Source organism: Azoarcus sp. L1K30 (assembly GCF_018122735.1).
Lineage (GTDB): Bacteria > Pseudomonadota > Gammaproteobacteria > Burkholderiales > Rhodocyclaceae > Parazoarcus.
This window is the reverse complement of sequence record NZ_JAGRRD010000001.1, coordinates 949,977-961,774: the sequence shown is the minus strand read 5'-3', so window position 1 is coordinate 961,774 and position 11,798 is coordinate 949,977. Positions and strand designations below refer to the sequence as shown.

Annotated in this window: 8 protein-coding genes; 3 read left to right on the top strand and 5 right to left on the bottom strand. The window is 63.7% G+C overall.

Annotation, left to right across the window (positions count from 1 at the left end):
- From J5J83_RS04285 to J5J83_RS04275, 3 genes are all read left to right on the top strand, one after another.
- Window positions 1-1,113, top strand: a complete 1,113-nt coding sequence (locus J5J83_RS04285) for a histidine kinase dimerization/phosphoacceptor domain -containing protein (RefSeq protein WP_212345838.1) — start codon at window positions 1-3, stop codon at window positions 1,111-1,113.
- A 466-nt stretch (window positions 1,114-1,579) separates the two neighbouring features.
- Window positions 1,580-4,189, top strand: a complete 2,610-nt coding sequence (locus J5J83_RS04280) for an EAL domain-containing protein (RefSeq protein WP_212345835.1) — start codon at window positions 1,580-1,582, stop codon at window positions 4,187-4,189.
- Window positions 4,190-4,275: 86 nt separating this feature from the next.
- The gene (locus tag J5J83_RS04275; RefSeq protein WP_212345832.1) at window positions 4,276-5,910 is read left to right on the top strand and encodes a PAS domain-containing methyl-accepting chemotaxis protein; all 1,635 of its coding nucleotides are present in this window, start codon (window positions 4,276-4,278) and stop codon (window positions 5,908-5,910) included.
- Between the two features lie 71 nt (window positions 5,911-5,981).
- Here J5J83_RS04275 and J5J83_RS04270 read toward each other — a convergent pair whose 3' ends face one another.
- The 5 genes from J5J83_RS04270 to J5J83_RS04250 are packed head-to-tail and all read right to left on the bottom strand — an operon-like array spanning window position 5,982 to window position 11,448.
- Window positions 5,982-7,562 carry an NAD(P)/FAD-dependent oxidoreductase gene (locus tag J5J83_RS04270; RefSeq protein ID WP_212345829.1) on the bottom strand — a complete coding sequence of 527 codons (1,581 nt, stop codon included), beginning with the start codon at window positions 7,560-7,562 and terminating at the stop codon, window positions 5,982-5,984.
- A gap of 11 nt (window positions 7,563-7,573) precedes the next feature.
- Complete coding sequence (locus tag J5J83_RS04265) at window positions 7,574-8,098, bottom strand: flavin reductase family protein (protein ID WP_212345826.1); 525 nt, start codon at window positions 8,096-8,098, stop codon at window positions 7,574-7,576.
- A 19-nt stretch (window positions 8,099-8,117) separates the two neighbouring features.
- Window positions 8,118-9,317, bottom strand: coding sequence for an outer membrane protein transport protein (locus J5J83_RS04260; protein ID WP_212345823.1), 1,200 nt, complete (start codon window positions 9,315-9,317; stop codon window positions 8,118-8,120).
- Between the two features lie 10 nt (window positions 9,318-9,327).
- Window positions 9,328-10,614, bottom strand: coding sequence for a styrene monooxygenase/indole monooxygenase family protein (locus J5J83_RS04255; protein ID WP_212345821.1), 1,287 nt, complete (start codon window positions 10,612-10,614; stop codon window positions 9,328-9,330).
- A gap of 45 nt (window positions 10,615-10,659) precedes the next feature.
- Window positions 10,660-11,448, bottom strand: a complete 789-nt coding sequence (locus J5J83_RS04250; RefSeq protein WP_212345818.1) for an SDR family oxidoreductase — start codon at window positions 11,446-11,448, stop codon at window positions 10,660-10,662.
- Window positions 11,449-11,798: the final 350 nt, after the last annotated feature.

Sequence of the window (11,798 nt, the reverse complement as noted above, 5' to 3'; positions counted from 1 at the left end):
ATGAAATTGAATCCACCTCCAGCTATAGCGGGGCAGCCTGATCGTGAGCGGATTGCCGCGCTGGCGCAGGGGTGTGATCTTGATGACGCCGACGCGCTTTCCATTGGTTTCTTTCGCGACATCTACCTGGACGTCTACGAGTTCGCGCCGGTTGGCTACCTGACCCTGAACCGGCAGGCGCGCATTGCCGCGATCAATCAGACCGGGAGTGCGCTGCTTGGGGCCGCGCGTGAGGTGCTGGTCGGACATTCCTTCGAGCACTTCATCCCGGCGGACGGCCTCAACGCGTGGCGACAGAATTTCCTGTACGCATTGCAAGAGGACGGCAAGCAGCGCTGCGAACTGTCCTTGCAGCGCGACGATGGGACGCGCTTCGACGCATTCCTGCGCTGCCTCCGGCTTCTCCCTGGAAGCGACGGGCCATTGCTGCGGGTGGCGCTTGAGGATGTGAGTGCCCAAAAGCGGGAGGAGCAGGCGCGTATCGAGCAGGCCCTGCGTCTGCGCGACAACCTCACCCGCGAGGTGCATCACCGGATCAAGAACAATCTCCAGGTCGTTACCGGTCTGTTGAGCCGCGAGGCCGGCAAGCGTCCGGAGGTCGGGGGGCTGCTTCAATCCGCAATGGCGCAGGTACACACCGTTGCGGTGGTCCATGGCCTGTGCGGACAGGTCTATCCCGAACGTGTGATGTTGTGCGAACTGTTGCCCGCGGTGGTCCAGAGCGTGTCGGGCCTGTCCGGCGTGAAGGTCGAGCAGACGGGCGTGGCGCCGACATGCGGGCGCCTGGTGATTGCCGAGAGCGATACGGTCGCGGTGGCCCTGATCCTCAACGAACTGTTGAACAACGCGGTCGCGCATGCAGGTGCGATGGCCGCGACTCGGCCGCCGCAGGTGAACTTGACGATTCGGGGTGACAGCGGCTGCGTGACCATCTTCAATCCCGGAAAACTGCCGGACGGATTCGATTTTGAAACCGGGAATGCGTGCGGCGTAGGGCTTGGCCTGGTCAGAGCGCTGATGACGTCGCCAGGCATCCTGCTTGGCTTTCGAGCGTTGCATGACGGTGTCGAGGCACAGATGACCCTCCAGCCCCCGGTACTGTCCGTTTCGTGAGTGCATCCGCGCGTTGCACGATCCGTCTGGCATGCCGGATCCGTGGTTTTGCATTTAATTGTGAAATATTTAGGTTGAATTTACTGATTCATTATTGATTTTTGTCAACACATCAGGCAAATTGGTTACAAGAAATCACTGAGCATCGTGTGCAAGGCATGCGATGTCTGTCAGCTGAATTGATCACCTCGGCCCAGCCCCCGCCGGGATGTCGTTGCCAGGCAGCGCTTGTTGCCGGCCTGTCTGGGCCCAAATTCCGCCCCGAAAACAATTAACTGTCGACCCTGCATGGCAGAGGTTCGGCGCATGACAGTGGGTGGAGTATGTCGGAACATCGCCAGGCGCTTGCTCTTAAGAGTCTCGGTTCTCAACGTCATGGAACAGGATTTCCCCTGCGGGCCGGCATTGCATTTGCGTCAGCGCGGGCTGCGTGTCTGCACCGGATTCAGCAGTGGAGGCTCGAAGCATGAATGCCGACATGCGGGGCCTCAGCCAGATGATCAGCACGCTCGATTTGTCCGATGCCGCGATCGACCGGCGCAAGGCCTTTCTGGAGTTTGGCGAGGACGATATCGCCCGCCTCAGGCAACTGCACGAGATGCTGGCGGGCTATGCGCCGGACTTCGCCTCCGAGTTCTACAGGCACTTGCTGTCGTTTGAAGAAATGCGCGCGCTGCTGCCCGACACGGAGACCCTCGGGCGACTGCAGCGTTCCCAGACCGCGTATTTCGAGGGCCTGACCGCCGGCAACTATGGACGGGACTACATTCATCATCGCGTGCGGGTTGGTACCGCGCATCATCGCGTCGGGCTTTCGCCAACCTGGTACCTGGGCGCCTACGCCAAGTACCTGGTCGGCCTGCTGCCGGAAATCAGTCATCGACTGAAGGATTCGCCCGAGCGCGCGGTGGAAGTGGTTCAGTCGCTGATCAAGATCGTGCTGTTCGACATGGGTCTGGCCATCGACACCTATATCGATGCGCGAGATCAGACCATACGCGGGCTGAAAAACTATTCGGATATGGTGTTCGAGAGCATGCATGACGGCATTCTCGTCCTCTCGTCCGAGCTCGTGGTTCTCTCCGCCAACAGTTCGGCGTTGAAGATGTTCGGTCTGAGTCTGCAGAAGGTGCTTGGACGGCATTTGGCCGAGGTGATCGACTGCGAAGGGCTTGAAGCGTCCGCGCTCGACGTCGTGCGCGGGGGCGCAGAGCTGCATGACAGGTCGTTCTGCCTGCACGCCACGCACAGCCCGGTGTGCAAGCAGGCGAGGGTCACGATCCGGCCGATCTGCCTGAGCGACGAACGCGACCGGCTTCTCGTCGTCATCGAGGAGGTCAGTGAGGCGGAGTTGCTGCGCCGGCAGGCGGAGTTGAAACTCGCGCGCAGCGAGGCCTTGCTCCGCCATGCGCAGTCGGTGGCGAAAATCGGCAGCTGGAGCATGGACCGCAAAGGTGCGCAACCCGACGGAATCGAATGGTCTGCGGAAACGTACAGACTGTTCGACGTGGCGCCGGGAACGCCAATCGATTACCCCTTCTTTGTCGACAAGATCCATCCGGCTGACCGCGAGGCGGTGCACGAGGCGTGGCAGAGGGCGCTCGGCGGCGAACCTTACCGGGTTGAGCACCGCATCTATTGCGGTGAGGAGATCCGGTGGCTCGAAGAGCGTGCCGAACTGGAGATGGATGCGGAAGGCAATTTCGTTTCGGTCATCGGCACGGTGCAGGACATCACCGAGCGCAAGACGGCAGAGGGCAGAATCGAGCAGTTTGCGTTCTACGATTCGCTGACTCGCCTGCCAAATCGTGCACTGTTTCGGGATCGGCTGGAGCGGGCGCTGGCATCGGCACGACGGCATGGTCACAACGTTGCCCTGCTTTTCATTGATCTCGACCGGTTCAAGGAGGTCAACGATACGCAAGGTCATGGCTGCGGCGACCTCGTGCTGGCCGAAGTGGCCCATCGGTTTCGCACCACGCTGCGCCATGACGAAACCCTGGCGAGACTCGGCGGCGACGAGTTCGTCATCATCGCCAGTGAAACCGGGCGCTCGGGCGCGACGCTCATTGCCGAGCGACTTAACCGTTCGCTTGCCAAGCCGATCGAGATCAAGGGCAATCGCTTTGAGCTGGGGGCGAGCATTGGCGTTGCGCTGTTTCCGCACGATGGCGCGGACGCCCAGTTTCTGCTCAAGCATGCCGACATTGCCATGTACCGGGCCAAGCAGAGCGGCGGTGGCTACTGCTTCTACGACGCCGAGATGGGCGCGGTGCTGGCACGCAGACTGGAGGTTGCACGGCGCTTCGGGAAGGCGCTGCAGGATGGCGTCCTGCAGCTGCATTATCAACCCCAGGTGGAGCTGCACAGCGGGCGCCTGATCGGTGCCGAGGCGCTGCTGCGCTGGCAGGATCCCGAATGGGGCTGGGTCAGCCCGGCGGAGTTCATTCCGATTGCGGAAGAGCGCGGCATGATGGTTGCCGTGGGCGAATGGGTGCTGAAGAAGGCCTGCAGGCAGATCCGCTTCTGGGAGCAGGCCGGGCTGCGTCTGCCCGCCCGCATGGCGATCAACGTATCGGCGCAGCAGATCGAACGCGAGGATTTCGCCCAGCGGGCGCAGTCGATCGCGCGCGAGGCTGGGGTGGCGAACAGTTGCATCGAACTCGAAATCACCGAGTCGAGCGTGATGCTCGACCCCGCGAGCGCGATGAAGGTGACGCGCACGCTGGTCGACGCCGGGTTCCACTTCGCCATCGACGACTTCGGTACCGGACACTCCTCCCTGTCATACCTGAAACGTTTTCCGGCCAGTACGCTCAAGGTCGACATGTCGTTCGTTCGACATATGCTGTCGGATCGCAACGACCACAGCATCGTCGCCACCATCATTGCGATGGCCAAGAGCCTCGGCCTGGGTACGCTCGCCGAAGGGGTGGAGACTGAAGATCAGGCGAAGAGCTTGCTGTCACTGGGATGTGACAAGGCTCAAGGCTATCTTTACGGGCGTCCGATGCCACCGGTGGCGTTCGCCAACACCTGGCTCACCGGGGGCGCGGATCTGCTGCCTCAAGGCTAATGCCTTCGTTGTATCAGCTGGGATAGCCCCGGCACATCAATTGCTTCTGTTTCATCATCAAGACCGAAACACCACAAGGGGCAACCATGCGTAATCCAGCACCCGTCATCGACGTAGAGACCCTGCTGCCCGAGGGGGAGTTCATCTATTCCCGCACCGATCTCGACAGCATCATCATCGAAGCGAACGACGCCTTTGCGAAGATCAGTGCCTACCGGCCTGAAGAGATGGTTGGGCAGCCGCACAATATCGTGCGTCACCCGGACATGCCGGCGGAGGCCTTCGCCGACATGTGGCGGGATCTGAAAGCCGGGCGGCCATGGCGCGGTATCGTCAAGAACCGCCGTAGCGATGGTGGCTTCTACTGGGTGGTGGCCAACGCCTCACCGGTGCGAGAGAACGGACGGGTGGTCGGTTATCAGTCGGTGCGGGGCCGTCCTGATCGCGAAGAGGTGGCGGCTGCTGAGGTTGCGTACAAGCGCATCAAGGCGGGCGACAGATCGATCTGTATTCGCCACGGACGGGTGGTGCCGGCGCGAACTTCAGTGTGGGCCGCATTCAATTCGGCGAAAACGCAACTGCTCGGACTTGCGGTGCTGACCGTGTTGCTGTCGCTTGTCGTACTCGGTGGGCAACTTGCGCGCTTTCCCTTCCACCAGGAGCTGGCAACCGGCGTGGCGGTGCTGGCGGTGCTGTGGGCGACGTCCTTCCTCTTCCTGGGCTTGCCGCGCCTTGGAGGGGATATTTCATCGCTCCATGCCTACGTCGATCACCTGCTGGTGAGCGGCGACCTGCGAAAACGTTTCGTGCTTGCGCGTCACGATCTGGTCGGTGACATCGCGCGCAGCCTCGACCGCTTCGTGTCTTCGGTGCAGGCCACGGTGCAGGGGATGAGCGATTCCGCAAAACAGGTGGCGAATGTCTCCAGCGAGGTGGGATGCGGGGTCGGCAACGTCAGCGATGCGGCGCATGTGCAGAGCGATGCGACATCGTCCGCCGCGGCGGGTATTCAGCAGATCACGGTTTCCATTGGCGAAGTGGCCGCCCATGCTGCGGCCACTCGCAGCGCAGCGGAACTGGCGAGCGAGGTGTCGGCACGCGGCAGCACCCTGTCGGCAAAGGCGAGCGAAACCATCCTGGCGCTGGCCGACACGGTCAAGCACGCCGCGGGTCAGGTCGAGTTCCTGGGCGCCAAGTCGGCCGAGATTTCCCGCATTACCGGTGTGATCAGCGATATCGCCGATCAGACCAATCTGCTGGCGCTCAATGCGGCAATCGAGGCGGCCAGAGCGGGTGAGCAGGGCCGCGGTTTCGCCGTGGTTGCCGACGAAGTGCGCAAGCTGGCCGAACGCACCGGAAACGCGACCAAGGAAATCAGCACCATGGTGAGCGCGATCCAGGCCGAAACCGGCAAGGCGGTCAGCGGCATGCGACAGGGTGCGGCGCAGGTCGAAAGCGGCGTTCAGCTGGTGCAGGATGCGCAGGGCGCATTGCTTGAGATCAACACGCAGATGGGCAAGACGCTGGGTATGGTCAATGACATTACCCATTCCTCGGCCGAGCAGAACAATGCGATGGCCGTCATGGCTCAAAGTGTCGAACGGGTCGCCTCGATGACCGACCAGAACATGTCGGTGGTGGCACAGACGCGTGCCGCCGTCGGTAGCCTGGACCGGTCGGTGGAACGAATGAAGATGGCAATGGGCCAGTTTACCGTCTGAACGCCCTCCGACTTACGAGGCGCTGCAGCAGCTTCGCCATCTGCGGTGAAGCTGCTGCAGTGCATTTGGGCTCAGCGCCTTGCGAGCGCGTTGGCTACGTGAAAGCCCGACGCACCGGACAGGCCCGGGCCGGGGTGGGTCGATGCACCGATCTGGTAAAGATTCTTGACCGGGGTGGCGTGATCCTTGACCCCGCGAAGCGGACGCCAGAACATGTACTGGTCGATACTGCACTCGCCGGAGTAGGGGTCACCGCCGACGAGGTTGATGTTCATCGCCTCGAGATCGGCCGGAGAAATCACCTTGCGACCGACGATGCTGCTTTCCAGGTTTGGCACCTGACGGGCAATACGACCGATGATGCGGTCCGCGTAGCGCTCGGCGATGTCGGTGTTCCAGCGCCCGTCTGCCGGTGGCGGGATGTCGCCGGCGGCGTCACCCTTGATATGGCGCGGGCACTCGGGCAGCTGTATCCACAGCACCCACTGCCCGGCCGGTGCGCGCGACGCATCCACGGCGCACGGCTGCGCGACACAGATGGTGCCCGCAGCGGGCAGGAGTCCGCGCTCGGCTTCATTGACTGCACGCGAAACGGCATCCATCCCCTCCGTCAAATGCAGGTAGATGACATCCCGCAGATGTGCCTCGGGCCACTGCGGTGGCGCCGACAGCGCGAGGTGGATCTGCATGTTGCCCTTGCCGTAACGGTACTCGGCTGCCTGACGGCGAATCGGCTCGGGTGCGCTGCCGTTCTTGAGCAGGCGGCCGTAGAGCTGGGTGGGGGTGACGTTGGCGATGACCTGCTTGCCTTCGAAGATGCGGCCGTCGGCCAGCCGGACGCCATGGGCCTTGCCGCCGTCGACCAGGATTTCCGCCACGTCTGCGGCCGTGTGGAACACGCCCCCGCAGCCTTCGATGAACGCACGGAAGGCATCCACCGTCCTTGCATTGCCGCCCTTGACGATGGGCAGGCCGACCGCCTCCAGCGTGAAAGCGACGACCTGGGCCATCAGTGCCGACATCGCGCTCTCGGGGCCGAGGCCGGTATGCAGGACCCATGGCGCGAGCAAGCCCTTGACCAGATCGGATCGAAAGCGCGTCTCCAGCCATGCCCGGCAGGTTTGCATGGCGGGTCCGAAAAAGGCCATGGTGTCGTGCGCGCCCTGTTTCCACACCCGTCCCAGCATCATCTTGCCGATCTGCGAACTCCACAACTCGTTGCCGAGCAGCGCGAAGATGAGTTCGGCATTGCGCTCGACAAAGCCCATGGCTTCGGCATAAGCATCGCCGTCGCCCGCGGCGAGCGCGTTCATTGCGTGCACGTTGGCATCGCGCGAGGTGCCCATCACCAGTGAGCGCCCGTCCGGCATCAGAATGCCGGTGGGCGTCGCATTGTTGCCGTAGGCGAGGCCGCGGGCATGCAACTCGTCCTTCAGCTCTGCGTAGCCGGGCGAGGTGACGAACAGCGGATGGGCGGTCGACAGGGTGTCGTGCAGGAAGCCGGGGGCCGTCAGCGCCTCGCTGCGGATGCAGCCGCCGAGGACGGCTTCGCGCTCGAGCACCACGACCTTCTTGCCGCGCTTGGCAAGAATGCCTGCGCACACCAGCGAATTGATGCCGCTGCCGACAATGACCGCGTCGAACTTGCTCATCGTCGCCCCCTTCAGGCCGCCGCGCCGGCAAAGGCGCGCAACAGGCTGGTGAAAGGGACGGCCTCGGTTTCAGGTGTCGCGTACCGGCCGCGGTAGAACAGCAGCGGCGGACGCTCCGCGGTATCGAAGCGCTGCACGCGGCCGACCATGATCACATGGTCGCCCCCGTCATAGCGGTGTTCGGTAGTGCATTGGAACACCGCCGCGCAGCCCGGAAGCAGCGGCACGCCGCCGAAGCCCTCGCCGGCATCGATGCCGGCGAACTTGTCGGTACCGGCGCGCGCGAAGCGGTCGGACACGCTCTGCTGGTCGCTTGCCAGCACGTGTACCGCAAACGCCGGGTGGCGTTCGAAGGCGTCCAGACTGTAGGACTTCTTCGCCAGGCTCCACAGGATCAATGGCGGATCGAGCGAGAGCGAGCTGAAGCTGTTGACGGTGACGCCGACGGGCTTGTCCTCGGCATCCCGTGTGGTGATCACGGTCACGCCGGTGGCGAAGTGCCCCAGCGCGTTGCGGTAGGCGCGTGGATCGATCATGACGGCTCTCCGGTCGTGTTCAGTCGAAGTGGATGGCGAGGCTGGCCGAAAGCCAGTGCTGACCCATGTAGAGGTCGGTGCCGTTGTTGGGGCCGGGGCCGTCGCCGCGCACGGTTTCCTTGGGGGACCGGGCATAGGCGAGCGACAGTTCCATCTTCGGCGCAACGGCGACGGTGGCGCCCAGCGTCCAGTGCTTGCGGTTTGCCGCCGGCGCGAGAATGCCGAGGAAGGTGCTCTGCGAGTCGAGGATCTGGGTGCCATGGCTGTAGCCGGCACGCAAGGTCAGGCTGTCGCTGACTGCGTGGGCGACGCCGACGCGCCAGACGGTCTGGTTGTGCCAGCCGAAACCGGGGCCATCGTTCGCGCCGGGTGCGCCCGGCGCAATGGCCACGCCGGCATTGCCGAGCGAGGCCACGTCGGCCCACTTGATGCGCATCACGTCCGCGGCCACCGTGGTGGCGCCGCGCGTCCACGCGGCGCCGATGCCGTAATGCTCGGGGATGTCCAGATCGCCCTGCTCGGCGAGCAGGCCCTTGAACTCGTCCATCTTGCCCATGCGTACCTTGCTCGACCAGGTCGCGCCGAGCGCGAGCTCGGGCGTGACCTGACCCTGCCAGCCGAGGCTGAGGCCGAAGCCGAAGGACGAATCCCGTCCCTGCGGCAAGCCCAGTCCCGCCGGGCCTTCGATGCGCAGGCGCTGGTAGCCGAGGACGAGACCGACCCCCAGACTGTTGGCATCGTCGATCCTGCGCGCATAGCTCACCGTGCTCACCATCTGCTGCAGTTCGGACTTGGGTTCGGTGAGCGGGCCGACCGGGCCGCCCTGGTCGGTCCCCACGCCATTGCCGACCACCGACAGACCGATCGACTGCTGGTTGTCGAGCATATGGTTGTAGCCGAGCTGGGGAATGATGTAGAGGGTCTTGTCTTCGGCGCCATTGAAGTCGGTACCGCCGAGCACGGCACCGTTGTCGACCTTGAGAAAAGCGCCGCCGAGATCGAAGCGGCTGCCGACATGAACCATGCCGGCCGGGTTGTTTGCGCCGGCGACGGCATCCTGCGGCAGGGCGATCGACACCCCGGCCATGCCTTCGGCCTTGACGCCGTAGCCGTGGGGAAAGGTGCCTTGTGTGGCGAAGGCGGTGACGGGAAGGGTGAGCGAGACGGCCAGTGCGATACGGCTCAGGGTGCTGGGGGTGGCTTTTCTGGATGTTTTCATTATGGTTTCCTCAGGCGGCAAGTTTCTGCATTTCGGACTCGATCAGACGGTCGGCCGCGGCCGGGTCGAACCAGTAATTGGCGAAATCACGCGGGTCGTTGAAACCATTGGCGATGCGCGATGCGATCGCGGGCACCTGCTGGGCGCTGCCGAGCAGCTTGACGATGTATTCCGGTGGCGGGAACAGCAGGCTGTTGGTCCAGCTCACGACCTTTTCCGCGTAGCCTGTGTACAGCGCATCGAAGGTCTGCCGCATCCACGCCTCGTCAAAGGGCGCCGCGCCACGGGCAAGGATCGCATCGTGATAGTGCTTCGCGCCCTTGGTGGCATTGTTCGAGCCCTGGCCGGTGATGGGGTCGTTGACCAGCACGGCGTCACCCATGCCGAACACCTTGCGGCCGGACGGCAGCGTGAGCACGGCATTGCGCACGGTCGGCGTGATGCGACCGGCCAGGATGCCATTGGGGTCGGTGAGCTGGCAGTCGCGGCTGCGCTCGTATTCCCACGGGACGAAGGTCTTGAGAACGTTGAGGCTGGTCTCGAGGTGCTGCTCGGGGCTCTTGACGTCTGCCCAGCAGTCCATCGGGCCACCCGGTACGCCCTCGAAAACCATGATGTCGCAGGCCTGCGTGCCCTGCGCACCGGCGGTGGTCAGCGCGGGAAAGACGAAGTACTCGCCGACGCCGGGAATGAGGTTGAAGTTCACGCACTCGTAGTAGTCGTGGCGCTTCATGCCGGTGACGTAGCTCAGCGCGAGCTGGCGCATCGGCTGGCGCACCGGCGAGCGGCTGTCGTCGCGACCGAGCAGATTGACGATCTCGCCCTTGCCGCCGGCGAGCAGAACCAGTTCGTGCGCAGCCGCAAGGTTTTCGAGCCCGGGTACGCCGACATCTTCGAAACGCAGATCGCCGCCACGGCGGACGAACTCCTTCATCCAGCCGGGCATCTTCACACGCTGGTCCACCGACTGTCCGTAGGCGTCGAGGCGAGCGTGCCAGTGAATGGCCTTGTTACCGCTGCCGTCCGGTGTCGGGATGGAGAAGCTGATGCCTTCGGTGCGCGGGCAGTCGGCCTCCCACTGGTCGAGGCCGAAATCGCGCTCGATCTGCAACGCGGGGTCGAAAATGAACTGCGATGACATGACCTTGCCGTTCCACACGTCTTCCGCCGTGCGATTGGTAACCATGGTGACCGCATAGCCCTTGTCCAGAAGGGCGCAGCCAAGCAACAGTCCGGCCTGGCCGGCGCCGACGATGGCAATGCTGCGCGGGGTCGAGTTCTCATTGGCGAGATGCATGAAGTGCTCCTTTGGTGTGTCCTTGATGTTGTGGGGTGAGGCGAATCAATCCATCAGGCGCGTGATCGCAGCGGCCTTGCCTTCGGGGCCCAGTGCGCTGTAGCCGCCGTCGCAGGCGTAATCTGCACCGGTGACGAAACTGGCGTGGTCCGAGAGCAGGAAGCTGACGACCTGTGCGACTTCCTCAGGCAGGCCGAGGCGGCCGGTGATGTGGTAGTCGGCCGCGACCGAGTCGGCCTTCGCCTTGTCTCCGCCGGACAGGGTTTCGATGATCGAAGACCATGTCCAGCCGGGCGAAACGGCGTTGACGCGGATGCCTTCGGAGGCGAGATCCAGTGCGGCAGATCGGGTGAACTGCACGATGGCGGCCTTGCTGACAGGGTAGAGCCAGCGTCCGGACTGGGCTGCCGAGGCGGAGATGGAGGCGAAGTTGACCACTGCGCCGCCACCGCGCTTGACCATCTGCGGACGGCAGGCCTGAAGCATCATCGCGGCGCCCACGAGATTGACGTCCAGGGCCTGGTTCCATTCGGCGCGGGTCGATGCGGCGCCGTTATCGACGTAGGTGCACGCGCAATTGACGAGGTAGTCGATGCCGCCAAAGGCGGTTTCGGTGGCATCGATGCAGCGCGCGATGTCAGCATCGTGGCTGACGTCGGTCTGGTGGAAACGAGCGTCCCGCCCAAGCCGCTCTGCCGCGGCGGCGCCCTTGAGCGCATCGATGTCGGCAAGAACGACGCGTGCCCCGCATGCGATCAGCTCAGCGGCGACCGCCTCGCCAATCATCGTGGCGCCACCCGTGACAATGGCGACCTTGCCCTTGATCCCTTTCATCTGCTGTGTCCTCCTGTCGATGACGCCGCTTGGGGCGTCCGTGGGACACAGTGTTCATTTCAGGGTGATGAATGTTTATCCGCTTTGCGCAAGATCCTTGTCCGGAACGCGCGGACTTGCGAAGCTTCGTCAGGAGCTTCCATTCCTCCTTGTATGTTCAGGGGATGGGAAGGAAGCAGCTAATCAGGTTCGGGTGGGTAGCTTTTTGCTCCCTCCCCTTCAAGGGGGTGAGGGCGGGGTTTCAACGGGCATCGCTCGCTGCCGCCTGAACGACAGCGCGTCTCCGCGCTGGCTGCCGGGTTGAGGAGGCGCTGTCTGGCTCCCTCCCCTTCAAGGGGAGGGTTGGGGTG

Excerpts from the sequence above, each read along its gene's own strand:
- J5J83_RS04285 (WP_212345838.1), top strand. The coding sequence starts at position 1 with ATGAAATTGAATCCACCTCCAGCTATAGCGGGGCAGCCTGATCGTGAG.
- J5J83_RS04280 (WP_212345835.1), top strand. The coding sequence starts at position 1,580 with ATGAATGCCGACATGCGGGGCCTCAGCCAGATGATCAGCACGCTCGAT.
- J5J83_RS04275 (WP_212345832.1), top strand. The coding sequence starts at position 4,276 with ATGCGTAATCCAGCACCCGTCATCGACGTAGAGACCCTGCTGCCCGAG.
- J5J83_RS04270 (WP_212345829.1), bottom strand. The coding sequence starts at position 7,562 with ATGAGCAAGTTCGACGCGGTCATTGTCGGCAGCGGCATCAATTCGCTG.
- J5J83_RS04265 (WP_212345826.1), bottom strand. The coding sequence starts at position 8,098 with ATGATCGATCCACGCGCCTACCGCAACGCGCTGGGGCACTTCGCCACC.
- J5J83_RS04260 (WP_212345823.1), bottom strand. The coding sequence starts at position 9,317 with ATGAAAACATCCAGAAAAGCCACCCCCAGCACCCTGAGCCGTATCGCA.
- J5J83_RS04255 (WP_212345821.1), bottom strand. The coding sequence starts at position 10,614 with ATGCATCTCGCCAATGAGAACTCGACCCCGCGCAGCATTGCCATCGTC.
- J5J83_RS04250 (WP_212345818.1), bottom strand. The coding sequence starts at position 11,448 with ATGAAAGGGATCAAGGGCAAGGTCGCCATTGTCACGGGTGGCGCCACG.